Genomic DNA, 23,477 nt, shown 5'->3' with positions numbered 1-23,477 from the left:
TCGCTACCACCGCCCAACCGGGCAAATCCAACAGCCGGAGCGAACTCAGGATTGGATAAAACTTGGGGGCAAGGTCAGATGGCATGGGCGGTGCGGACCGATGCGCGGGAGGAATTTGCGAAGCGACTGGAGGGACTGGCCTGGTGCTGGATCGACTATCACCATCCGGGACTGCCGCTGGCCAAGGTCGTGAACGACGCGCTGGCGCAGGACAAGGTGGATGTGCTGGTCCTCGGCAATCACGGGCTGGTGGTCGGCGCCGAGACCAGCGCCGCGGCAGAGGCGCTGGTGGACGAAGTCGAGCGCCGCCTTGCGCTTGCGCCGCGTTGCGCAATTCCTCCAGATGAAGAGGCGCTTCGCTCAATCTGCACCGGCACGGCGTATCGCCTGCCAAAGGACCCGCAATGCCACAGCGTCGCTATCGATCCTTACAGTCGCGCAATTGCGACCAGCGGTTCGCTCTATCCGGATCACGTGGTTTTCCTCGGTCCGGGCTTACCCGCTCTGGATCAAGGCGAGAATCTTCGCATCTCGACATCGCGAGTGCGGGCGGACGGACGGCCGCACCCCGCCGCGATGCTCATCCCGGGCCTTGGTTGCGTTGTTCGCAAGGATGCAAGCGACGGCGCCGAGCCGATGCTGACCTGCCTCGCCCTGGTGACCTGCCGTTTGCCTCCAACGGCGCGGGTCCGATATCTGACGCAGGAGAATGAGCACGCGCTGGTGAATTGGGATGCCGAGCGATATCGCCAACAACTAACCGCGAGTCGCTGATCCGAATGAAGGCGGACAATCCGGTTCTGGACCTGCCGATACCGGGTCTGCCGCGTCGTCCGCGTCACCCTTCTGTTCATTGTCTCCATTGGCGAACGATAGGAAACACCATTCTCGGCGTCCGACGCGAGCGGCGATAGGCACAGGGTGATTAGTACGCCACGTAGCCCTCTACGCCGCCATCGACAACGTTGGCGAGTGATGTCGAAGGGAAAAGTAGGACCGCGAGCTCTTTTGCTCCTAATGCTGAGGGCTGCTGGGAGGGCGATTTGGCCAACACTGTCGCATGGCGTCAAGGACGGGCGCGTGCTCGCCAGCCGCTACTCGTGGGGTGTCGGCCGGTCTTTTGCGCGGCGATAAGTTATCGTGACGGCGCACTAGATTAGCTGGGCAGAGGCCACGCCAGCCGACGCGTCGATGACGAGTTTCACCTGGACCGGCCGTCAGGCTGCCACCGGCGTTCGTCCGCCCTCGAAAACGAAATCACGATAGCCAGCTTGCGCGACGGCGGCGCAATACTCTCGATACTTTGGAAATCCACCGGTGAAGAGCGTGAGGCCGAGCGGCTTGTCCTTGACGTTGGCGCCGAGATACCAGGTCTTTGCCTTGTTGAGCAGTGACCGCTGGGCGAGCCGCGCGACGAGCTCCATCCAGCCGTCTTCCGCCGCGTTGGTCGGCTCGACGGTGGCAAGGCCCTGATCCGCCATGTGCGTGATCAGGTTCGCAATCCAGTCGACGTCGTTCTCGCTGATCCTGACGATGTTGGCGAGCGCTGCCGGGCCGTTCGGCCCCGTTGTCAAGAACAGGTTCGGGAAACCTTCCATCATCAGGCCGAGGTAGGACTTCGCCCCGTGCTTCCATTTGTCGTTCACCTTGACGCCGCGGCGGCCGATGACGTCGAAGGCCGTCAGCGCACCGGTAAGCCCGTCGTAGCCGGTTGCGAGGATCAGCATATCGAGCTCGGTTTCTCCGGCCTCGGTTCGTACACCCTTCTCGGTGATTTCGAGGATCGGCTCGGTGACGCAATCCATCAGGTGGACGTTGGGCAGATTGAACGTCTCGTAATATTCGGTGTCGAGGCACGGCCGGCGGGCGAAGATGGGATAGCCGCGGGGCTTGAGCCTTTCCGCGGTGACCGGGTTCTTGACGACCTCGCTGACCTTGCCGCGCACGAACTCGGCGACATGCTCATTGGCCTCCTCGTTGCTCAGGAGATCCGTGAAGGTCCCGAGCATCGCAAGGCCGCCGCCCTTCCAGGCGTCTTCCATGAGTTCGCGACGCCGCGCCGGCGTCACGCTGAAGAAGGCGCGCGTGGTCCAGGGACGCACGCCGCCGTTCGGGCTGTTGCGGGCGGCCTCGCGGATGCCGACGTAGTTGCGCTTGACCTCGGCCACGTAGTCCGGCTCCAACCTCTGGTTGCGCATGGGCATGGTGAAGCTTGGCGTGCGCTGGAAGACGAAGAGCTCGCCGGCCTTCCGACCAACTTCCTGGACGATCTGGATGCCGGTCGATCCCGTGCCGATCACCCCGACGCGCTTTCCCGCGAAGCTGACCGGATGATGCGGCCACTTGCCGGCGCGCAGCAGCTCGCCCTTGTAGCGCGCGAGGCCCGGAATCTGGGGATCCATCGGGATCGACAGCGGACCCGTGGCCATCACGCAGTAGGTCGCCTCAACCGTCTCGCCGCGATCGGTCGTCACCTTCCACAGCTTGCGTGTCTCGTCCCAGACGGCGCTGACGACGCGGGTGTTGAATTGATAGTGCTTGCGCAGGTCGAGCCGGTCGGCCACGAAGTTGAAGTAGCGGAGAAGCTCCGGCTGTGATGCGAACTCCTCCGACCAGGTCCATTCCTGTTCGATCTCGGGGGAGAACGAATAGCTGTAGTCGATGCTCGGAAGATCGACGCGCGCGCCGGGGTAGCGATTCCAGTACCACACGCCGCCGACATCGCCGCCTGCCTCGAATGCAGCGAGCTTGAGGCCCATCTCGCGAAATTTGTACACGGCGTACAAGCCGCCGAAGCCGGCGCCCACGACAACGACGTCCAGGCGTTGTGCCTCACTGCTGCTCATCTCGGCATTCCCTCGCTTGCGCTATTGGTTCGATTGACGCGGCGATCGCGCTGACATTGAAGACCATCTCATGAGTTCTGCGGCGCCACTACGGCTTTGAGGCCGTGCGGGGTCAGTTTCACATCCTTGAAAGACAAGGCTTGCCACACCGTCTCAATCGTTCACGGTGCTCGCATCGCCGGCGTCGCCGAACGAGGTCCAGCCGCCGTCGACATAGAGGATCGAGCCGTTGACGTAGGACGCTTCCGGCGAGGCCAGAAAATAGGCCGCGTTCGCGACCTCCGCCGGTTCGCCGAAGCGGCCGAGCGGAACGCGGCGCCGGATCCGCGCGCTCTCGATGCGGCCCGATGCCTGCAGCGCAGCCACGCCCGGCGTACGGATGTAGCCCGGCGCGATGGTGGCGGTGCGTATGCCGGCGGGGCCGAGTTCGGCCGCCATGCACCGGGTCAGAATGTCGATCGCGGCCTTCGACGCGCCATAGGCATGGCGCGGCGCGAACGGCAGGAACGTGTTGATCGATCCGAGATTGAGAATGACGCCGCCGCTGCCCATCAGCTTGATGGCTTCGCGGGCGCAGAGAAACGCGCCCACGACATTGACCTCAAGAACCTTGTCGAGATCCGCCGCGGACTGATCGAGCGCCGGCACGCAACTGTCAGCCACCGCGGCGTCGTTGACCAGCACGTCGACCCGACCAAAGCGCTGCCGGATCGCGGCAAACAGCGCCAATACCTGTCGTTCCAAGGAGACGTTGAGGGAGAAGGCCATGTGTTTCGTGCCGAGCGCGCGCACGAGCTCGGCCACGCGATCGCCATCCTTGTCGGCGACGACCACGGTGTCGCCGGCGGACGCAAATCTCTGGGCAATCGCCGCGCCGATGCCGTTGGCACCGCCGGTCACCACCACGATGCGCTCCTTCGGCGCCGGCTCGGGCTTTGCCAGTTCGGCATCCGGCGTCCCCGCGACCGGCGGGTGCGCGTCGCCGGGTTGATTGAAGGATTGCCAGCCGCCGTCGACGGCGAGAACCGCTCCCGTCACATAGCCTGCCGCCGGCGAAGCGAGGAAGCGCGCCGCAGCGGCGATCTCGTCCGGGCGTCCCATACGCCCCAGCGGAATGCGCCGCCGGACGAGGTCGAGGTTCGCCTTGCCGGAGCGTTCCAGCTCCGCGACCATGGGCGTGCGGACATAGCCCGGCGCCACCGCCACGACGCGAATGCCATGCTTTGCCCATTCGCAGGCAAGCGACCGAGTCGCCGAAATCAATCCCGCTTTGGATGCTGCATAGGCGTTGCGCTTGGGATTGCCGAGAACGCCCGCCAGTGACGCGATGTTCACGATCACACCGCCCCGTCCGGTCATGCGCTTCGCCGCCTCGCGCGCCAGCACGAACGGGCCCCGCAGGTTGACGCTCAACGCCTTGCGAAACGAGATGACGTCCGTGTCGGTCGTCGCCGCCATGGTCGGTCCAAGCGCAGCGTTGTTGACGAGAACGTCGATCCGTCCAAACCGCTGCTCGATCGCGGCGACGAGGCTGACGACCTCATCCTCCGATGCCACATCGCAATGGAATCCCGCATGATCAGCGCCGAGCGCAGCCGTGACTTCGACCACGTCGGTGCCCGGCAGATCAACTGCCGCAATGATGTCGCCGTCCCGATGGAAGCCCTCGAGCAGCGCCCGGCCGACGCCACCGGCCGCTCCGGTGATGATGACAACGCGCCTTGCCCTTTCCATCGCCCTCTTCCTTCACGACGCTTTCGCCGGGCTTCCTACATGCGCAAAGCGCGCGCATCGGCCAGAACTTCATAGATGGGATCCTCGGGGTGCCGCGTTCCGATTGGCGTGCGCGGACCAAAACGCACCTCCTCGCCCTCGGTCGGGACGGCCTGCTCCTCAACCCAATCGAACGCCACAATGCGCCGCGCGACACGCCACTCTCCGCCGCGCTTCTCGAACAGGTCGCAATAGCGCCCGGTCATCACGTACTGCCGTACGACGCCGTCCTTGCCGGGACCGCGCTGCATGGCGAGGAAGTAGGTCTCGACCACGGCTCGCGTCGGGCCGACGAACTCGATCAGGATGTTGCCGACCTGATGGACGTTGCGCGCGCCGCTCTTGAAGATCTCGCGGGCCCACAGGAAAAAGCCTTCCACCGGCCCGGAATAGATGCCGTGCTGATCGGTGGCGTCGGGCCAATAGGTGCCCCGCAGCGTCGCTTCATCGGCCCGGTCGACGCCGCGGCAATAGCGATAGATACAGTCGCGGATCGCCTCGCGGTCCAGAAGTTCGGCCAGCTTTGCTGTATCGATCGTCATATATCTCTTCCCTCAATCAAAACCGTTAGTTCTCAAGACCCGGATGCGCGCGGAACCAGCAGCGCATCGAGCGGCATGACGCCCTCGCCGCGTGGCATCGCCAGAACCGGGTTGAGATCAATGCTCTCGATCATGTCGGCATTATCTGCAGCGAATTGCGACAACAGCGACAGCATCGCCGCCAGCGCATCGATATCGGCGGGCGGCGCACCGCGAACGCCCTCCAGTACCGCAAACCCTCGGATCTCGCGGATCATCCGCTGCGCCTCGGCAACATCGAATGGCGCGGCGCGGAACGTCACGTCCTTGAGCACCTCGACGAAGACGCCGCCGAGTCCGAACATGACGACAGGGCCGAAGGTCGGATCCCGCACCACACCGGCAATAGTCTCCACGCCGCCCCTGATCATCGGCGAGACGATGACGCCATCGATCCGCGCATCCGGCCGCCTGTCGCGCGCACGCGATAGAATGGTGTGCGCGGCATTGCGGGCCTCCACCTCGTTCCGCGGACCGACGATGACGCCGCCGATCTCGGTCTTGTGTGCGATATCGGGAGAGCAGATCTTGATCACCACCGGAAAGCCGATCGCCGCGGCGGCCACGCCGGCGTCCTCGTCGGGCCGCACCAGCGCCTCCTGCGGAAACGCGATGCCGGCCGCGCGCAACAGCGATTTGGCCTCATGCTCGCTGAGCGCGCCGTCCGGTGGCGCGATGCGGATCGCAGCGACGGAGGCCGTGCGCGTCGCTTTCGCCGCATCAAAGCTCCGGCGAAACCACACCAGTGCCGCCAGCGCGTTCACCAGCGCCGAGCCATCCTCGAAGATCAAGAAGCCGTCGTTCTCATAGGCGCGAACGATCTCCGTCGGCGCCGACATGGACAGCGCCAGGACCCGGTCTTTATACCCGGCCGCTGCGGTCCGCAGCGCCTGGCGCAGCTTGGCCGAGAAGGTGGGGCTCGCCGGTCCGCTGCCGAAGATGCCGGCGAAGAGGTGATAGCCGCCCTTCTCCAGCATCGCGGCAATGTAGCTCGTCATCAGCGGCAGGTCGGTGAGCGCCTGCGCCGTCGCATCCACCGGATTGCGCGGCGATGCGTAAGGCAGCATCGCCTTCAACTCGTTCTGCGCGGCTTCGGGCATCGGCGCGACGTCGAGCCCGCACACCGACGCGTCGTCGGCCATCTGAATGCCGAAGCCACCGGACAGCGTGAAGATGCCGAACCTGTTGCCGGCGGGATAGAGCCCGCGCGCGCAGGCATAGGCCACGTCGAGATGCTCGGCGGTGGTCCGCGCCCGATAGGCGCCATATTGCCGCAACACCGCGTCGAACACGGCGTCCGATCCTGCCAGCGCCGCGGTGTGCGAGCTCACCGCCTGCGCGCCGACATCGGAGCGACCGACCTTCAGGAAGATGATGGCCTTTTCTTTCGCCCGCGCAACCTCCAGCGCCTCGATGAACGTGTCGCGATCGCGAATGCCTTCCGCATAGGCCATCACGACCTTGACGTCGGACTGGTCGATGACCCAACGCAGCGCTTCGGCGACATCGATATCGCACTCGTTTCCGGTGGTGATCCACTGCCCGATGCCAAGGCCACGCTGGCGCGCCAAATGAGCGATGTGGGAGCCGTACGCTCCGCTCTGTGAGACGACGCCGACTGGACCCGGCTCGACGAACGCGGCGTCAAGGATCGCCGAGAATGTCCCGTAATAGCCGATGCCGGCGTTGAACAAACCGAGGCAGTTCGGGCCGAGAACACGCATGCCGCTCTTGCGGGCGATACCGGCGATCTCGTCCTGCGCGAGGCGTCCCTGCTCGCTTGCCTCGGCAAAGCCCGCTGAAAACACCACGGCCGCCTTGACGTCGCGGTCCGCGCAGTCTCTCAGCGCCTGGACTGTGCCCTGCGCCGGCACCGCGAGGATGGCGACATCCGGCACCTCCGGCAGCGCCGCAACCGAGCTGTAGGACCTGATACCCTGGACCGTGTCCCGCTTCGGGTTGACCGGATAGACGGTGCCCTTGAAGCCGCCCTCGCGCAAATAGCGCAACGGGCGTCCACCGATTCGCGCGACATCGTCCGACGCACCGATCAGGGCGACGGACCGCGGCTTGAAGAGCGGATCGAGCGAGGCTGGATGATGGCGCATCAAGGCGTAGTCCTAGTTGGGAACGAGTTCGGCTGGGGTCCGAATTGCGCTTCCGGCAGGCCCGTGACGCCGAGGCCCTCGATAGCGAACAGAAAACCGCCGTCCTCGTGTCGCGAAACGGCGCGTCCCGATCCTGAATCCTTGATCGAGGTCACATAGAGCGTCGACATATCAGGGCCGCCGAAGGCGACCGAGGATGGCAAGTCGGTCGGCGCGTCGATCAGACGATCGAGCACGCCCCGCGGAGTGAAACGCGCGATCTTGCCCACCTGCACGAGCGCGACCCAAAGGCAGCCGTCGCTATCGACCGTCGCGCCGTCCGGCCCCGACTGATACGGCGCGGTGTCGATGAGAATCCGGGGTTCGGAATCGAACGCGTGGCCGGGGCCGTAGGAATAGGCGCGGATCGCGCGGTCGAGGCTGTCGGCGAAATACATCGTGCGGCCGTCGGGGCTGAAGCAGAGCGCGTTCGAAATGCGGATGCCGCGGCTAAGCACCGTGGGCGCGCCAGTGGCGTCGACGCGATAGAGCTGCCCCAGCGGCTCGGCGTGAATGCCCATGGTGCCGCAGAGAAACCGTCCCCAACGATCCACCTTGCCGTCATTGAAGCGCACGCAGGCGTCGCGCGGTTCGGGCAGGAACAGCGGCGTCAGCGCGCCGCAGCCGAGATCGAGCCGATAGATGCCGTCCGCCAGCGCGGCGACCAGCGAATCGCCCTGCCCCAGCGCAACCGAGCCGATCATCGAGGGGACATCCCAATGCCGCGCGACCCCGCCTGCCGGCTCAAAGGCATGCACGCGGCGCGAGACGCCATCGACCCAATAGAGCCGCTGCCGCTCGGCATCCCACACCGGGCTTTCACCCAACTGGGCGGCGGTCGCCGATATCTTGCTCACTTGCAACGCCATCAAGGAGTTCCGGTTACGCTCGCTTCGTCTCGCGAAGTCACGCAAGAACGACGGGCCGGTTACGCCGGCCCGTCGCCTGCGACTACTGCGTCTTGAGGAGATCGCAGGCGCTCTCCGAGGCCGGCCGCCAAGCATCCTCGGCCGGAACTGTCGACGTGATCTCGTAATAGTCATAACGGTATTTCGACTCCGCCGGCGCCTTGATGCGCGCGGCATAGAGCGGCCGCATCACTTGGCCGTCAGCGCGGATGCTGACATTCTTCATCTCGAAATCGTTGATCGGCGCCGTCTTCATCTGCCGCACCACGGCCTCACCTTCGTCGGTCTGCGCTGCGGCGACCGCCTTGAGATAGTGCGTGACGGCGCTGTAAGTGCTCGCCTGCGCCTCGTTCGGAACGCGGTCGTTGAACGCCGCCTGATAGCGCTTCGCAAAGGCGCGCGTCTCGTCGCTCATGTCCCAGTAGAAGGGTGTCGTCAGGCGGACGTTCTGCAGCGACTGCAGGCCGATACTGTGGGTCTGATTGAGCAGCAGACCCAGCGGAGCAAGCTGCTGCTTCTGCGTCAGCCCGAATTCCTGCGCCTGCTTCATGGCATTGGCAAAGTCCGACCCCGAGTTGGCGAGCGCAATCACCTTTGCACCGCTCGCTTGTGCCGTCAGCAGGAACGAGGAGAAATCCGAGGAATTGAGCGGATGCAGCACGGAGCCGACGACCTTGCCGCCATCGGCCTTGATGAAGTTCGTGGTATCAGCCTGCCAAGCCTTGCCGAAGGCATAGTCGACGGTGAGGAAGAACCAGGTGTCGAGCCCCTTTGCCAGCAGCGATTTCACCGTCGCCTTCGGCAGCGCATAGGTGTCCATCGCCCATTGCGTGGTCATCGGCGAGCATTTCTCGTTGGTGAACATCGAGCCCGCCGTTCCAGCCAGCAGATACGGCTTCTTCCGGTTCTTCATGACGTCCTGTACGCCAAGCGCGATCGAGGACGCCGAACAGCCGACGATCGCGTCCACGCCCTCGTTGTCCAGCCAGCGCAAGGCAATGGCCATGCCGATGTCCGGCTTGTTCTGATCGTCGGCCACGACGAGCTCGATCTTCTTGCCGTTGATGGCACCGCCAAAGTCGCTGATCGCGAGGCGTGCCGCGGCAACCGAGCCGGGTCCGCAATTGTCGGAATAAGGGCCGGTCTGGTCGTTCATGACGCCAATCTTGATGACGTCACCGGAAATCCCCTGTGCCAAGACCAGCGGCGCGGCAAGGGTTGCACCCAACAGCGTCGCCATAGCGGCGACATAGACAGCTGACAACCTCATATACTTCTTCCTCCCTTTGGCCCGCAGGTCTTCCGAGGTCTTCTTGTTGTCGCGGGCGATGTTTCGCGAAGATCAGTCAGTGCACGTTCAAGAGAACGCGTAGGTAATTCCTCCGTCGACAAACAGCATGTCGCCGGTGATGAAGCTCGCTTCGTCGCTGGCCAGAAACACGGCCGCATTCGCGACGTCGCGCGGCTCGCCGAGACGGCCGATCGGCACGCGCGCGCGGCGCCGCTCCCAGGCTTCCTCGCTGACGACGAGATTGGCGCCGTCGGTCGGCGTCGGCCCGGGCGCGATCGCGTTGACGCGAATCCGGCGCGGCCCGAACTCGGCCGCCGCCGATCGCGTCGCGCCCGCCACCGCGGCCTTCACCGCGCTGTACATCACGCCGTTCGCCATCGCGAGCACGGCCGATGGTGATCCGATATTCACGATGGCTCCACCGCCGGCCGCGGTCATTGGCTCGAGCACCGCCTGATAGCCCCAGATCACGCCCTTCAGGCCGACATCGATCATCCGGCCGATCATGTCCTCGGTCTGCTGCTCCAGGGGGCCGTAGCGATTCCACATCGCGTTGTTGACCAGGATGGTCGGCGGACCAAAGGTCTCGACAAGACGATCGACCGCCGCAAAGACGTCGGCCCGCACACCTGCATTGCCGGCGATCGCCGCGGCCTTGCCGCCTTCCGCGACGATGGCGTGCGCAGCAGCATCCGCCACCTCCGCCTTTAGATCGAGCACGCCGACTGCCGCGCCCTCGCGAGCAAACGCTTCCGCGATGGCACGGCCGATGCCGCGCCCTGCGCCTGTGACGAGCGCCACGCGCCCCTGTAGCCTGCCACTTCCCACGACGTCCTCCGCCTCAGCCGCGGCGTCGTATCGCGCCGTCGGGCTTGACTGCGGGCACCTTGTCATGCGCAGTTGGAGCAAACCAAATATAATTCATATGCGAAGCCGACTTTCACATCCGTGAATTTGCAGCGGCGATTGAGGGACGCACAGATGCAAGCGGCGGTCACTAAATCCGCAGGCACACCGGGTGGGACATCCACCGTGAAGTCAGCGCTTCGCGCGCTGGAGATCCTTCAGTTCTTCATGAACGTCCGTCAGCCGCGCGCGATGTCCGAGATCGGGCTCGCGCTCGGCTACCCGCCCTCAAGCACGACCGTCTTGCTCAAGACCCTCGTCACCATGGGCTATCTGAACTACGATCGGCGTATGCGCGTCTATTTTCCGACGCCCAAGGTGACGTCGCTCGGCGACTGGATTCCGCGCGCTCTATTCGGCAACAGCCGGACGCTCGAAGCCATGCATGACGTCCACGCGGCAACCGGCGAAACCGTCTCCATCGGCACGACCAACGACGTGTACCTGCAATACGTCAAGATCGTCCAATCGATCCACCCGCTGCGCTTCCATGTCGATGAGGGAACGCTCCGTCCCCTGACACAATCGGCGCTGGGTTGGCTCCTGATGTCGACGATGTCGGACGAGAAGGCCGACAACATCATTCGCCGCGCCAACATTGCCACGCCCAGCGCGTCGGATCGCGTGAAGCTGCCTGACATGATAGATCGTATTCGCAAGATCCGCGGCAAAGGATATTGCTCAGCCGAACACATTCCCATTCCTGGCGGAGCGACCATCTGCGTTCTGCTGCCCGTGACGATTCACAATCAGCCTGTCGTGCTCGGCCTCGGCGGTACCGCCGATCGGATCAGGCAGAATTACGATCGCTATCTCGCCGTCCTGCAGCGGGCGGCAAGGTCGGTCAAGACCGACAACGACCTCCAGCAGGAGGACGTCGAGTCCTGACACGGCGCTCAGCCAGGAAGGTGCAGCACCGCTTTGGCCAGAATGTTGCGCTGAATCTCGTTGGAGCCGCCGAAAATCGCGGGCGCGCGGGAATCTAGAAACAGATTCATCGCGTCGATCTCGATATCCCCGGCGACGAGATCGTCGGAGAGCCGCGCCTCTTCTCCGGCGACAGTCAGCATTTCCTCGGTGATCCGCTGGTAGAGCTCTGTCGTGAAGATCTTGAGCGCGGATACATCGGCGCCGAGCTCTCCACCCGCGCGCAGCACCTTCGCATAGCGCTCGAAGGCCGATCCCAGATCGTAGAGATCGAGCCGCAGCCGTGCAAAGCGCGACAGGAACGCGGGGTCGTCAAACGCGCCTCGCGCCTCCGCAAGCCGCCGCAGCCGCTCGAGCGCATATTCCGGCCGCGTCGGCGCGCCGAGAAAGATGCGTTCGTGACCGAGCACTGACTTCGCGACGGTCCAGCCTTCATTGACCTTGCCGACCAGGTTCTTCAGCGGCACACGCACATTGTCGAAGAAGACCTCGCAGAAATCCGCTTCCCAACGCAGGTTTTCGATCGGACGGACGCGAACGCCGGGCGAGGTCAAATCGAGCAGCAGGACGGAGATGCCCTTCTGGCGCACCTTCGAGTCACGCTCCGTCCGGACGAGGACAAAGATCCAGTTGGCGCAATGAGCGAGCGTCGTCCAAATCTTCTGACCGTTGACGACGAACACGTCGCCATCCAGCACCGCTGATGTCTTGAGGCTTGCAAGATCGGACCCCGCATTGGGTTCGGAATAGCCCTGACACCAGACGTGCTCACCGGACAGGATGCGCGGCAGGTAGTGGGCCTTCTGCTCCTCGGAGCCGTACTCAATCAGGAGCGGACCGACAAGCCCGATGCCATGATCCGGAATGCGCGGACAGCCAAGCCGTCCCCATTCCTCGACATAGATCATGTGCTTGGCCGCCGAGAGACCCATTCCGCCGTACTGGCGCGGCCAGGTGGGCGCCAGCCACCCCTTGGCGGCCAGCGCATGGTACCACTCGGCGACTTCGTTGAAGAGCGGACGCTGCTTGCGCATGTAGCGCAGATGGGCCGGACAGTTCTGGTCCACCCACGTGCGAAAGGTCGCCCTGAACTCCTCGTCGGGAATGTCGTTCCAGTCGGACCTCATCAAAGCACGTCCTTGAAGACGGGTGTGCGCTTCTCCATGAAGGCCCGCATCGCTTCCTTGGAATCCTCATGCTTCGTCATCTCGACCGTGAGGTTCTGTTCGAAGCGGTAGCCATCCTTCAGGCCCATCGTTTCAACCGTATTGATCGCACGCTTGGCGAGCTTCAGCGCCATCGGGCTTTTCTTGGCGATCTCGGCCGCCATCTTCATGGCGGCAGGCATCAGTTCTTCCCGGGGCACGCAGTCCTCGATGATCCCGCGGCGATACAGCTCCGCAGCCGGCACCCGGTAGCCGGTCAGCACCATGCGGCGCGCCAGCGTGTGCGGGATGATCCGCATCGTATGCCGCACCCCGCCCATCAGACCGACATCGATCTCCGGCAGGCCGAACACCGAGTTCTCTGACGCCAGGATGATGTCCGAGCAGAGCGCGAGGCCAAGGCCGGCTCCGAGCGCGGGACCGTTCACGGCCGCGATCACCGGCTTGTTGGACTCGATGATGCAGAACCCCACCTCGCGCGCCCGGCGAAGATGGCGATAGGTATCACCGGGCACCGCCCCAACCTTGCCGCGCGATTTGATATCGGCCCCGGCCGAGAAGGTCTTTCCGGCGCCGGTCAGCACGATCACCCGCACCGACGGGGTCTCGTTCAATTCGTCAAAAGTCGCGATGAACTCCTCGACGAACTCCTTGGATTGCGCATTCACCGGCGGCGCATCCATGGTCACAACGGCGATGTGATCCTTGATCTCGGTCTTGATCAGATTGTTATCCATAGGTCCTCCCGCGGCTGAGGCCGCTTTCGCGTTCGACAAATTCCAGGCGCAGCTGTTCAGGCTGTCCCAGCGTGGCGTTGAGATTGATGGCGCGCTTCAGATAGAGGCCGATGTCGCATTCGTCGGTGTAGCCCATGGCCCCGTGCAGGTGCACGGCGCGCCGGCAGATCGAGAATGCCGCCTCGCCCGCCCGCGCCTTGGCCGCCAGCACGGCTAATTGCGCGGCATCTTCGTCGTCCGACTGTAGCGCGTCGACCGCGTTGACCACGGCTGCGGCAGCAAATTCGCCCTCGATCCACATATCGACCAGCCGGTGCTGGATGGCCTGGAAGCTGCCGATCGGCTTGCCGAACTGCACGCGGTCGCTCGTATAGGCGATCGCAAGCTCGAGCGCCTTCGACGCCACGCCGGTCAACTCCGCTGCGAGCGCCAGCCGCGTATGCAGGATCGCCTTGCGGAGCAGGTCCTCGGACCGGTTCGCGCGCGACAGCACGCGTTCCGTTGGCACCGCACAGTTGGAAAACGAGACGGTTGCAATCGCCGCGCCATCAACTCCGGCCCGTTCCGAGATCGCCACTGCTGCCGCATCGGCGGCGACGCTCAGGAGCGTGACGCCATCGGCATCCTGGGCCACCACAAGGAAGTCCGTTGCCGAGCGCGCCGCTTCGACGAAGCGCGTTTCGCCCGATAGCGCGATGCTGCCATTCACGGCCCGCGCAACAATCGGCTTGGCACCGGACGTCCACGCCGGCACGGCGACGATCTCGCCGCTGGCCATTCCGGCCGCCAGCCGGCTACGCTCTGCGCCCGACGAAGCTCCGCCAAGCAGCGTAGCAGCAAAGACGGAGGCGGTCCCCGTCGGCTCCGCGATCAGGGCCCTCCCCAGCGCCTCGCTGAGGACGGCCTGCTCGCGCAAGCCGAGACCCGCGCCGCCGCAGTCTTCCGGGAGCAAAAGGCCGATCCAGCCGGCCTCCGCCATTGCGGACCAGATTTGCGGGTCCATGGCACCGCCGCGCCCGCGTCTGTCGCGCAATGCCTTGGGTCCGGGAAAGCGCGCAGCAAAGCCGTTGACGCTGTCACGCAGCATCACAAGCGTACCGTCGGGATCATCGAGCATCAGTTTAGGCATGACCTCTGCCTTTCGGTGGCATCTTCTGGTGTGGCCTGTTGTGTCCGCCGATCAGAGCTGACGATTTCCGCTTTGGGATGATAACGCGCCGCATGCTCGATGAGACTCGAGATCAGTAACGGTCGATCCTGCATCAAGCCGAGCACTGACGCTTCCTCCGTAGGCGGGCGGCCGTTGTTTGGTTTTCTCGACGCCCTGCCCCTGAACACTTCTTGGTCGCGGTGCGTGCTGTCAAACGAAACACCCCGCGCGAGGAGAATTTCACATCCTTGAAAATGCGAGCAGATGCCGCGCGTTCAGTGGTTATGGAGTCGTTTCGCGGTGCATTGCAGGAGATTCGCAACACGTTGTTGCGAGTTCGTAAGCTTGGTCTTAGCGGCCGCTTCAAAAAAAAAAGCAACCCGCACGGTCTGGTTGCGGGTTCGAGTCCTGCCGGGCCCATCACAACGCTGCGCTCGGATCGATATCATTGATTTTTTGAGCCTGAAGTTACTACCGCCCCATAGGTGGTAACGACCGATGTTCTAGGCGCGTTTTTTCAAGATGCAGACGGGCAATTCCGGATTGCTCCACCACGCCATCCAACGAGGGCCGCGTCCACTTCGCCAACGCGCGCGCAGGCAACCGCCTGCGGCCACGGCCGGCCGGATTTCCACTCGAAGAGCTCGCCGCTCCCGCGATGGATCATCGGAACATGAGATGAAGAACCAGAGCCGGGTGGCTTATTTGTCGCCGTGCTTCCGGTGCTTCTTGTCATCTCCGTCCTGGCCGCCGGGGCCAGAGGAGGACTCGTTACCGCGGCCACCTCCAGATCCGGAACCTTCATCTCCGGAATGCGCGACTTTGGATCCCTTTCGACCCGCCTCCCCGCCACCACCGCCGGAGCCGCCTCCACCGCCGCCTGACGCGTGCTCCCTGGTCGAGCCGTCTCGGCCGTTGTCGAAGACCGAACCACCGCTCCCGCTACCGCCGCCATACCCTCTTGCGTCTCGGCCGCCGGAATGTGCGATGGCTGCCGATGTCAATGACGTCGACAAGAGCAGAGTCACCGCGGGAGGCGTTACGGCCGCGAACCTGCCGCACGTCTTCAAGAACTCGCGGCGGTCGTCTTCCTCACGGGAAGCGGGCATGGGACATCTCCTGGTTACTGAAACAGCCGGCCCCATTTAAAATTTAAATACATTTAAATGGCTAATGTTCAATCACAAAATGTGACAAAACAGCGCTGTAACCTGCCGGAGCATCCTGCCTCGGTCGTCCCGGACGAGCCCGACCTAAATCGGGCCCTGACTCTTGTTCGGAAAGCTTGACCTAAATCAACGGTCGCCTCAGCGGTTCAGGTCGCCGCCGAGCCGATCCGAGGTGTGGGGTTCAGGCCGAATGGCCGCCTTGCCCCACCTCCCCGCGAGGTCGCGTCTTGACCAGCAGCAGCCTCTAAAGCGCGATGAGATTTGGATGAATCGTCATCGCGCTTTAGGTCTTTGTTTGAGCACGATTCACACTTTTCCGGATCATGCTTTAACAAGCGAAAGATGACCTCAAGCTGCTGCAGCAGCACGGCCCACCGAATGGTTCGGCTCGCGCTTAAGACGGAGACAAGCCCCAAAGCCATCAGCAGCATGCCAAGCCAGGTCCAGCCCGGCCCGTCATCGTCCGCCTCGGCGGTGGAAGAGGCGAGCGGCACGGCCGCAGCGGCAACCACGTCACTGGCGGCCGGCGTCGCCGCCAGGAGTGCCTCCACGTCGACTTGACGGTCGACTTGGCGGTCGACCTGCCGCGACGTGATCTCGTCGGCCGTGAGCCGGTCGTTCGCGCGTTTGGAAAGGGGGGCCGGCGACACGCGGGTCGCGATCCCGGTCGCGAGGACGGGGCCGGCATCAGCCACCTGCACGGGCGCGGACGGGCTCGGCCGAGACGTATCCTCAGGTGCGGAGCGTTGCAGCTCCGCGCGCGCATCCACCATCGCCTTCCGCTTGCGCGCTGCGGTCTTGCTCTCTTCGGCCGTGTTCTCTTCGGCCTTGGCGACACGATACCTGGCGACACGATGCTTGGCGGCACGATGTCGAACCGGCTTCTTCACCGTCTCCGTCCCTTCGGCGACCTGGAACCAGCATCTGCGCCGACCTTCCACCCGATAGACCCAGTGCTGGCCGTCGGCGGTCGGCTTGCCGGGCCGCGACAAGCACGCCACTTCCGCTGAAGCGGGTGCAGGGGGCGTCGCGGGCTCGGTATTGAAGAATGCGGAAAATGGGTTCGCAGACGCTGACGACGTCGAGAGACCTGCAAGAAGTCCAAAAGCGGCGAAACAAAATCGCAAATGACCGGACATAAAACCCCCGGTGTTGCGCCCCTGGCCGGACAGGAGCTTTGGCCGCGACCTAGGTCGCAATGCGGCCTAAATCCGGCAATGCGGCGGATTCATTTTGGCCGCAGGCGAGATGAGCGCGCGGACCGGGGGAATTGATGCAAAGGCTGTAACCGCACCCGAACGGATGTAGCCGATGTGACGGCTGCCAGACGAATCGCCATATCCGAACTGACGACTGGGCATTCGACCTTTCCAGGATGACATTCTGTCCGGAGTACAGAACCCGTCCGATCGCGCGGAGCGATTGCGATGAGGGAGGCTACGATGGATTTTTCGCGGATGTCGGATGGAATCCGGCTGCATCACGCCTCTCATCACCACGATGGGTACGATGGCGAGGGCGAACCGGGCCCTGCGCAGAGTGCTTCGTTCGTGGCCGACGCGGTCCGCGGTGGCGCCCCGACCCATCATCCCGGCCCGCTTGTAGGTCCTGCAGCGCACCTCGCGAGCGCGAATACCCAGCATCATGACTCCGACCCGGTTCGATCCGAACATCAGGCATCGGGGGGCGACACGGGCGGCCACGCCGGCAACCACGCTCCGGCGGGCCTGGATGTTTCGTCCACGAAGCCTGCTGCCGGCGCATCACATCCCGGCATTGCTTCGGTCGAGAGTGGGGCGAACACGGCCGGGAACGGCGGGGACGGCCACTTCTACGGAGGAATCATTCACGCGTCCCTGTTGATCTATGAACCGATCAACATCTCGGTGAGCATGGGATACGGCTCGGTCGCCCTGGCCAACCAGTCCAATAATTTGAATGTCGATCAATCCGCTTTTCAGATGGCCGGTGTCGGCGGCCATGGCGGCAACGACAACGTTGCAGTGGGTGGGAGCATCAGTACGTCTTCAGGCTCCGGGATGATCGCGAGCGGCGACAACAGCGCTGGAAACGGCGGCAGCGGCTATTTCTCGGGTGCGTTGGTGGACGCGCCCGTGGTGATCTATCATCCGATCAATATTGCGCTGGCGAGCCCGGGCGGCTCTGCGCATGCAAGTCAGTCGAACACGGTCGACATCGACCAATCGGCCACGCAGATCGCGGGCGTCGGCGGAAGTGGCGGACATGGCAATGTGGCCGCCGGCGGCAGCGTCATCACGCTCGACCCCAGCTGGGGATCAAGCAACGGAGGGAGCGCCTGGGACGTTCAAACCGGCGGGAGCCAGGCCGGCAATGGCGGTGACGGCACGTTCTACGGGGAACTCGTCCATACCTCGGTTGTCGTGTACAACCCGATCAACATCGCAATCGCGGGCTATGGCTCCAGCGCTTACGCGGTCCAGATAAATGATGTCTCCGTGGATCAATCCGCGGTCCAGGTCGCTGGCATTGGCGGGCACGGCGGCAACGACAACGCCGCAGCGGGCGGCCATGCAAGCCTTCTCTCCCATCATCTGTGGGGCGGCTCCGATACGATCGCGACCGGCTCGAACAGCGCAGGCAATGGCGGCAACGGTTATTTTGCGGGCAGTCTGATCGACGTCAGCGTCGCGATCTATGCACCCATCAACATAGCAATCGCAGGTCCACATTCGACGGCCGTAGCCGATCAGGTCAACAACGTACACATCGACCAGAGTGCGACCCAGATCGCCGGAGTTGGCGGGGACGGCGGCTACGGCAACCTCGCGCTAGGAGGCGATGCCGCGCATCTCTTGTCGGATCTTCACCTGGTGGCGTAGCGAAACGTCGCATCTCTCGCATGGCCGATCGCATCGCGGCACGCGCCGTCGCCACTCTTCGCGTGCAAAGCCCGCGCAGAGGCGCCCTCCCCTGACGAAATGTCGTACTTTCGTACGTCAGCCCACCAAACCGGATGGTGTCCGATTTGACATCTATCGCCCTCGCGCACGAGCGGATCAGACTTGCCGTGCGCGTCCGCCTGATCGGGATGGATGTTGCACGACAGCCAACAAAACGACGGAGGCCTCAAATGATGCCAAAGGCAATCAACATCTCGGATACGATCAAAGTCAAATCGATCGACACCGGTGGTCAAAGTGCCGGAAATGGCGGCGACGGTACTTTCAAGGGAGCCATCATCAGCAAGCCGACTGTCAACTACGATCCGACCAACAAGGCGGAAGGTGCCGACGTGCACGTCAACACCGGCGATCACGTCAAACAGACGGCGGATTGGGATGCCGGCGGCGCCAACGCCAAGGCCTCGTGGTTCGCCAAGGCCCATGGCGGAGACGCCGAGTCGAACGGAAGCCAGAAGTCCTACAGCGGCTACGATACCTCCAAGGTCTACGCCAATACGGATGCCACCCAGATCAACAAGGTCATGGTGGACCAGCACCAGGAAGTTGTGGCCGGCATCGGCGGCGATGGCGGAGACGGCAACTTCGCATGGGGTGGCGGAGTGACCTTCCATCTCGATACGCTCTGACCAGCTGCTCGTCCGACTGGCGGGACCGGCGGCCGCGGCCGCCGGTCCTGGAATTCACGCCAATGATCTACCGATGCCGTTGCCGGATTGCGTTGGCCATCGGCCAAGTGCGCCGGATCTCGATTTCAGGCGGTGACGATCATGCTGATGCCGCCCATTCGGTTGCCCATCCTGCCGCAGATCCGGACGCCACTGCACGCAGCCCTCCGGTCCTGCGCGGGACCGCTAGCTCTCGTTTTCGCCTACAGCTGCAGCTACAATCTGCTTCTGTTTGCGCCCTCCATCTATCTTCTTCAGATCTACGACCGGGTGTTGTCGAGCCGGAGCGGCGACACGCTGCTTCTGCTCACGCTCATTGTCGCGATCACGGTGGTCGTCGGCGGCGTGTTCGATGCATTGCGGCGCGCCGTCCTTGGACGCCTCGGCGGCTGGCTCGACGATCGCCTTCGTCCTTGTGTGCTTTCGGCCGGCCTCGAATCGGCATTTCGCAGCGATTGGACGCAAGCGTCTGGCGCATATCGGGATCTCACCGTGCTGCGCCAGTTCATCGAGTCCGGCGCATGTACGATGCTGTTCGACGCGCTCTGGGCGCCCTTGTTCCTCCTTGTCCTCGTTCTGATCCATCCCCTGCTTGGCGTGGTCGGCGCCTGCTGCATCGCCCTCCTGTTCGCGCTCACGATTGCCGGAGAGCTGGTCACGGAAGACGTTCTGCGCAGATCCGGCGCCGCGCTGTCCAGAAGCAGCGTTCGCCTCCAGACTGCCGCGGGCAACATCCACATGATCCGCGCCATGGGAATGTTCGATAGCGCTGCGCGCATGATCCACGATGACGCGCAGCACGCGCGCAGAGAGCACGACGTAGCACTTCGGCGCGGCGAGATCGTCTCACTGGTCACCAAGCCGGTTCGCGCGCTGTCGCAGGTCTTGATCATGGGGGCCGCCGCGTGGCTCGTCCTCGATCACGGGAAGAGTCCGGCAATCATCTTTGCTTCCACGCTGATGTTCAGCCGGGCGCTCGCGCCGGTAGAAAGTGCAGTCGCAGGCTGGAAATCACTCGTGACGGCGGTGAGCGCCTGTCAGCGGCTCGGCGCACTTCTCGCCGCATTCCCCATCGCCCCACAAGAGACCGCGGGGGTTTTCCCGCCGCAGGCGCGAAGCGGCCTCGTCGTTGACAATGTCGGCGTGTGGCTTGCGGGGACCGACCATCTTCTGCTGAACGGCGTCTCGTTCAGCCTCATGCCCGGAGAATGCCTGGGCATTATCGGTCCGTCCGGGTCAGGCAAGTCCTTGCTCGGCCAGGTGATCGCCGGGCTGTCGATGCCGACGCATGGCCGTGTCCTCCTTGACAATACCGACGTCTCGCTGCTTCGCGATGGCCGGAACGGCGACCGCCTCGGATATCTCCCCCAGGACATCAACCTGATCGGCGACACCATCAACGACATCATCGCACGCCTAGAAGATGCCGACCGGCGTAAGGTCGTCGAAGCGGCCAAGCTCGCCGGAATCCATGGGGCGATCATGCGCCTGCCGCAGGGTTACGACACGGTGGTTCACAGTGAAACAACCTTCTCACGCGGGTATCGGCAGCGCCTCGGTCTTGCCCGCGCCTTTTTCGGCAGTCCACGCCTCATCGTTCTCGACGAACCTAACGCCAGCCTCGACTATGGGGGCGAGCGAATGCTCCTGGATGCCATCGAGCGCATGAAGCTCGCAGGTGTCATCCTTGTTGTCGTCACTCACAGGATGGGTCTCCTCGCCGCCACGGACAAGATTGCCATCATGGAAGACGGTGCGGTCGCCGCCTTCGGCGACAGCGAGGACATCTTTGAACGGCACCTGAGCCGACCCCAGGTTACTTCACAGATAGCGCCATGATCTGGAACTCTCTCACCATCCGGATGCTTCCCGCCGTCTCGAGACTTCCCATGATCTGGGACCAGCTCAGGCGAGCGCCGGCGAGCCCCCCGCCCGCCCGACGATCTGGCGTCGTGGTGACCGCAATCGACGATTTCGAGCCTCTGGAATTTCCATGGTGCTCGACGCCCACGCCGACCTCTCCACGCGCAAGGCTTCGCGGTATCACCGTCGCGGGCAATCTGATGGTGCTCTGCTTCATGCTGGGGCTTGGTACATGGGCGAGCCTCGCACCTCTCGAGAGCGCCGCGATCGCGTCCGGCGTCGTGGAATCGGAATCGAGCCGCAAGACGATTCAGCATCTGGAAGGCGGTATCGTCAAAAGGATCCTGGTTTCGGATGGCGATATCGTGCGAAGCGGCCAAACGCTGATCGCGCTGGACGACACCCGGGCCGGCTCGGAGATGCAAAGCCTTCAAGGCCAATTGTGGGATGCAGTTGCTCGTGCCGCACGGCTTCAAGCCGAGCAGCAGAGATTTGAGAGGATCGCGATTCCGGACGAGCTGGAACAGGACAGCAGGCAGAACGGAGTCGCCGCCGCCGCGGTATCGGCTCAACAGTTCATTTTTCAGGCACGCCTGCAGGTTCACGAGTCGCAGCTTGCGGTCATTCGCGAACGAAGGCGTCAAGTCGAGAAGGAGATCGAAGGTCTCACAGCGCAGGAGAGCGCCACCGGGCAGCGGGTCAACATCGTCCGGGAGGAACTGGATATGGTCGCGACCCTCGTCAACAAGGGGCTCGAACGGCGGCCGCGACTCCTGAACCTGCAGCGCGAGCTGGCCGACGTTGAGGGCCGCCGCGGCGAGATCGCCGCGCAGATTTCCCGCGCCGCGCAGGTCATCAGCGAACAGCAGGCCACATTGTTCAAACTCGAGAGCGAGAGGCAGAACGAGATCGCACAGTCGCTTCGTGAAGCACAGAACCAGATATTCCAGTTCCGCGAGCGGTTGCTTGCGGCCAGGGACCAGCTATCGCGAACAGAAATCAAGGCGCCCGAGGACGGCGTGATAACCGATCTGCGGATTCATACGGCCGGCGGCGTCATCGGAGCGGGTGCTCCGCTCATGGACCTGGTGCCCCGGCAAGACCGCCTCATCGTGACCGCGCGCCTGAGGCCCGAGGACATCGATGTGGTTCATCCCGGCCTCAATGCCGAGGTTCACCTCATACCGTACAATCAGCGTCGCGTGCCTCGCCTGAAGGGAACTGTCGTGCACGTGTCCGCAGACCGGCTCCTCGACAAGCGTACCGACCAGCCATACTACGCGACCAAAATCCGGATCGACGACGCGCAGATCGTCGCAAACGACATCCAGATCGTCCCCGGCATGCCGGTTCAAGTGTTCATCACGACAGGGCGCGGTACCGTGGCTCTCTACGCGCTCAGACCCCTGCTCGACAGCTTCCGTGGTGCATTCAGAGAGGATTAGGTCTCCAGCATTGGGGCTGCGCCGGGGTCGTGATCGCGCCCCTGCGCCGGCAACCGGCCGCGCCAGCGGAGCACGGCTTCCGTCCGATTGTGCGCAGCACATTTCCTCATGATATGCTGGATGTGCATTTTGACCGTGCTTTCCGAGAGGTTCAATTTGGCGGCGATCAGCTTGTTGGGCAGGCCGAGTTCCAATTCGGCCAGAACGTGTTGCTCACGAGGCGTGAGATCCGTCACGCTCCTGTCGATAGTCACTCTGGCTCCCTCGTTCACAAGATATGCGGGCGCAAGCCCGCGCGCATCTGGCGGCTCAAAATCCGGTATCCTGTTCATCCCGGCCACGGGCAACGGCCTGTAGACGCCGCCGACAAGGACAAGGCGCAGGCCGGCTATGGCGATCTCGATCGGCAGCGAGCTAGAAAGAAAGCCGCGCACGCCCCGCTGCATGGCGGCCTGCACGGTCGGCTCGTCGTCATGGTTTGACAGGACTGCAACGGCGGCGTTGGGACAACACTCCGCAACGAAGGCGAGATTGCCCTCAACCGAGGGATCGTCGATGGGCTTGTCTGCGATACTCAGCACCACCAGACGAACATCGCGGGTTGACGTGCAGTCCAGGCTTTCGACCGTTGCCATGTCGAGGATCTCGAATTCCGCCAATTCCCGCTTGAGGACGGTCAGAATACACGTGCGAGACAACAGGAGCGGTTCGACGATCACCAGAACCGGCAAGTGAAGCGATCCATCGAGCCGCTTTGAGGAGTTGGTTATGTCGTCCATGATTTCCTCGATATGAAAAGAGCTTCCGTGATATTCCCATTCCGTATTGCGTCTCCCCTGCTGCTGCATTCGTCCTGAATGCATCATCACGAGAGCTGCGCAGTGCCGCCGCCAGTGCCTTATCCACTGCGGGATTACCTGGCGCGCCTGGGTGGAAATTCTTTCCGCTCAAATCATTT

The 23,477-nt window shown here is 63.6% G+C and carries 18 protein-coding genes and 1 pseudogene; 6 read left to right on the top strand and 13 right to left on the bottom strand.

The window, feature by feature from the left end; translation table 11 throughout:
* On the top strand, window positions 1-774 hold a 774-nt coding region (locus tag JQ632_RS25845), incomplete at its 5' end, for a class II aldolase/adducin family protein (RefSeq protein ID WP_212405402.1).
* 443 nt (window positions 775-1,217) lie between these two features.
* Here JQ632_RS25845 and JQ632_RS25840 read toward each other — a convergent pair.
* From JQ632_RS25840 to JQ632_RS25810, 7 genes are all read right to left on the bottom strand, one after another.
* The gene (locus tag JQ632_RS25840; RefSeq protein ID WP_212405401.1) at window positions 1,218-2,846 is read right to left on the bottom strand and encodes an NAD(P)/FAD-dependent oxidoreductase; all 1,629 of its coding nucleotides are present in this window, start codon (window positions 2,844-2,846) and stop codon (window positions 1,218-1,220) included.
* Between the two features lie 153 nt (window positions 2,847-2,999).
* Complete coding sequence (locus tag JQ632_RS25835; protein ID WP_212405400.1) at window positions 3,000-4,580, bottom strand: SDR family oxidoreductase; 1,581 nt, start codon at window positions 4,578-4,580, stop codon at window positions 3,000-3,002.
* A 35-nt stretch (window positions 4,581-4,615) separates the two neighbouring features.
* Window positions 4,616-5,155, bottom strand: a complete 540-nt coding sequence (locus JQ632_RS25830; RefSeq protein WP_212405410.1) for a nuclear transport factor 2 family protein — start codon at window positions 5,153-5,155, stop codon at window positions 4,616-4,618.
* Window positions 5,156-5,193: 38 nt separating this feature from the next.
* A complete protein-coding gene (locus JQ632_RS25825; protein WP_212405399.1) occupies window positions 5,194-7,308 on the bottom strand; it encodes an acetate--CoA ligase family protein in 2,115 nt (704 codons plus the stop codon).
* Window positions 7,308-8,216: an SMP-30/gluconolactonase/LRE family protein gene (locus JQ632_RS25820; protein ID WP_212405398.1), complete on the bottom strand. Its 909-nt coding sequence runs from the start codon at window positions 8,214-8,216 to the stop codon at window positions 7,308-7,310. Before JQ632_RS25820 ends, JQ632_RS25825 begins: the two co-directional genes overlap by 1 nt.
* Window positions 8,217-8,298: 82 nt before the next feature.
* Window positions 8,299-9,525, bottom strand: coding sequence for an ABC transporter substrate-binding protein (locus tag JQ632_RS25815; protein WP_212405397.1), 1,227 nt, complete (start codon window positions 9,523-9,525; stop codon window positions 8,299-8,301).
* Window positions 9,526-9,612: 87 nt separating this feature from the next.
* A complete protein-coding gene (locus tag JQ632_RS25810) occupies window positions 9,613-10,374 on the bottom strand; it encodes an SDR family NAD(P)-dependent oxidoreductase (protein WP_212405396.1) in 762 nt (253 codons plus the stop codon).
* 204 nt (window positions 10,375-10,578) lie between these two features.
* Between JQ632_RS25810 and JQ632_RS25805 the strand changes: the two genes are divergently transcribed.
* Window positions 10,579-11,340 (top strand): IclR family transcriptional regulator, encoded by a 762-nt coding sequence (locus JQ632_RS25805; RefSeq protein WP_212405395.1) that lies wholly within the window; start codon window positions 10,579-10,581, stop codon window positions 11,338-11,340.
* Window positions 11,341-11,348: 8 nt separating this feature from the next.
* On the opposite strand, the gene JQ632_RS25800 is transcribed toward JQ632_RS25805, so the two are convergent.
* From JQ632_RS25800 to JQ632_RS25780, 5 genes and pseudogenes are all read right to left on the bottom strand, one after another.
* A complete protein-coding gene (locus JQ632_RS25800; RefSeq protein WP_212405394.1) occupies window positions 11,349-12,506 on the bottom strand; it encodes an acyl-CoA dehydrogenase family protein in 1,158 nt (385 codons plus the stop codon).
* Window positions 12,506-13,282: an enoyl-CoA hydratase/isomerase family protein gene (locus JQ632_RS25795; protein WP_212405393.1), complete on the bottom strand. Its 777-nt coding sequence runs from the start codon at window positions 13,280-13,282 to the stop codon at window positions 12,506-12,508. Before JQ632_RS25795 ends, JQ632_RS25800 begins: the two co-directional genes overlap by 1 nt.
* Window positions 13,275-14,411 carry an acyl-CoA dehydrogenase family protein gene (locus JQ632_RS25790; protein ID WP_212405392.1) on the bottom strand — a complete coding sequence of 379 codons (1,137 nt, stop codon included), beginning with the start codon at window positions 14,409-14,411 and terminating at the stop codon, window positions 13,275-13,277. The genes JQ632_RS25795 and JQ632_RS25790 overlap by 8 nt, the downstream gene beginning before the upstream one ends.
* An 851-nt stretch (window positions 14,412-15,262) precedes the next feature.
* Window positions 15,263-15,541: pseudogene (locus tag JQ632_RS39670) on the bottom strand (hypothetical protein); the annotation flags it as partial.
* 206 nt (window positions 15,542-15,747) lie between these two features.
* Window positions 15,748-16,593, bottom strand: coding sequence for a hypothetical protein (locus JQ632_RS25780; RefSeq protein ID WP_212405390.1), 846 nt, complete (start codon window positions 16,591-16,593; stop codon window positions 15,748-15,750).
* A 450-nt stretch (window positions 16,594-17,043) separates the two neighbouring features.
* Between JQ632_RS25780 and JQ632_RS25775 the strand changes: the two genes are divergently transcribed.
* The 4 genes from JQ632_RS25775 to JQ632_RS25760 all read left to right on the top strand — a co-directional run bounded on the left by JQ632_RS25775 (window position 17,044) and on the right by JQ632_RS25760 (window position 22,519).
* Window positions 17,044-18,462 carry a hypothetical protein gene (locus JQ632_RS25775; protein ID WP_249152532.1) on the top strand — a complete coding sequence of 473 codons (1,419 nt, stop codon included), beginning with the start codon at window positions 17,044-17,046 and terminating at the stop codon, window positions 18,460-18,462.
* Window positions 18,463-18,713: 251 nt separating this feature from the next.
* Window positions 18,714-19,172: a hypothetical protein gene (locus JQ632_RS25770; protein ID WP_212405388.1), complete on the top strand. Its 459-nt coding sequence runs from the start codon at window positions 18,714-18,716 to the stop codon at window positions 19,170-19,172.
* Window positions 19,173-19,313: 141 nt separating this feature from the next.
* On the top strand, window positions 19,314-21,050 hold the full coding sequence (locus tag JQ632_RS25765) for a type I secretion system permease/ATPase (protein ID WP_212405409.1): 1,737 nt from the start codon (window positions 19,314-19,316) through the stop codon (window positions 21,048-21,050).
* A gap of 50 nt (window positions 21,051-21,100) precedes the next feature.
* Window positions 21,101-22,519 carry an HlyD family type I secretion periplasmic adaptor subunit gene (locus JQ632_RS25760; protein WP_249152531.1) on the top strand — a complete coding sequence of 473 codons (1,419 nt, stop codon included), beginning with the start codon at window positions 21,101-21,103 and terminating at the stop codon, window positions 22,517-22,519.
* Here the strand turns inward: JQ632_RS25760 and JQ632_RS25755 are convergent.
* Window positions 22,516-23,298, bottom strand: coding sequence for a response regulator transcription factor (locus JQ632_RS25755; protein WP_212405386.1), 783 nt, complete (start codon window positions 23,296-23,298; stop codon window positions 22,516-22,518). The two genes, JQ632_RS25760 and JQ632_RS25755, sit on opposite strands and share 4 nt — an antisense overlap.
* Window positions 23,299-23,477 lie beyond the last annotated feature (179 nt).

This window comes from Bradyrhizobium liaoningense (assembly GCF_018130955.1).
Classification (GTDB): Bacteria; Pseudomonadota; Alphaproteobacteria; order Rhizobiales; family Xanthobacteraceae; genus Bradyrhizobium; species Bradyrhizobium liaoningense_C.
Note: the sequence above shows the minus strand (reverse complement) of the source record. Positions and strands in the feature narration are given on the sequence as shown.

Bases quoted from the DNA above. Each gene is read 5' to 3' on its own strand.
- JQ632_RS25840 (WP_212405401.1), bottom strand. From the start codon at position 2,846: ATGAGCAGCAGTGAGGCACAACGCCTGGACGTCGTTGTCGTGGGCGCC.
- JQ632_RS25835 (WP_212405400.1), bottom strand. From the start codon at position 4,580: ATGGAAAGGGCAAGGCGCGTTGTCATCATCACCGGAGCGGCCGGTGGC.
- JQ632_RS25825 (WP_212405399.1), bottom strand. From the start codon at position 7,308: ATGCGCCATCATCCAGCCTCGCTCGATCCGCTCTTCAAGCCGCGGTCC.
- JQ632_RS25820 (WP_212405398.1), bottom strand. From the start codon at position 8,216: ATGGCGTTGCAAGTGAGCAAGATATCGGCGACCGCCGCCCAGTTGGGT.
- JQ632_RS25815 (WP_212405397.1), bottom strand. From the start codon at position 9,525: ATGAGGTTGTCAGCTGTCTATGTCGCCGCTATGGCGACGCTGTTGGGT.
- JQ632_RS25800 (WP_212405394.1), bottom strand. From the start codon at position 12,506: ATGAGGTCCGACTGGAACGACATTCCCGACGAGGAGTTCAGGGCGACC.
- JQ632_RS25795 (WP_212405393.1), bottom strand. From the start codon at position 13,282: ATGGATAACAATCTGATCAAGACCGAGATCAAGGATCACATCGCCGTT.
- JQ632_RS25790 (WP_212405392.1), bottom strand. From the start codon at position 14,411: ATGCCTAAACTGATGCTCGATGATCCCGACGGTACGCTTGTGATGCTG.
- JQ632_RS25775 (WP_249152532.1), top strand. From the start codon at position 17,044: ATGGATTTTTCGCGGATGTCGGATGGAATCCGGCTGCATCACGCCTCT.
- JQ632_RS25770 (WP_212405388.1), top strand. From the start codon at position 18,714: ATGATGCCAAAGGCAATCAACATCTCGGATACGATCAAAGTCAAATCG.
- JQ632_RS25765 (WP_212405409.1), top strand. From the start codon at position 19,314: ATGCTGATGCCGCCCATTCGGTTGCCCATCCTGCCGCAGATCCGGACG.
- JQ632_RS25760 (WP_249152531.1), top strand. From the start codon at position 21,101: ATGATCTGGGACCAGCTCAGGCGAGCGCCGGCGAGCCCCCCGCCCGCC.
- JQ632_RS25755 (WP_212405386.1), bottom strand. From the start codon at position 23,298: ATGGACGACATAACCAACTCCTCAAAGCGGCTCGATGGATCGCTTCAC.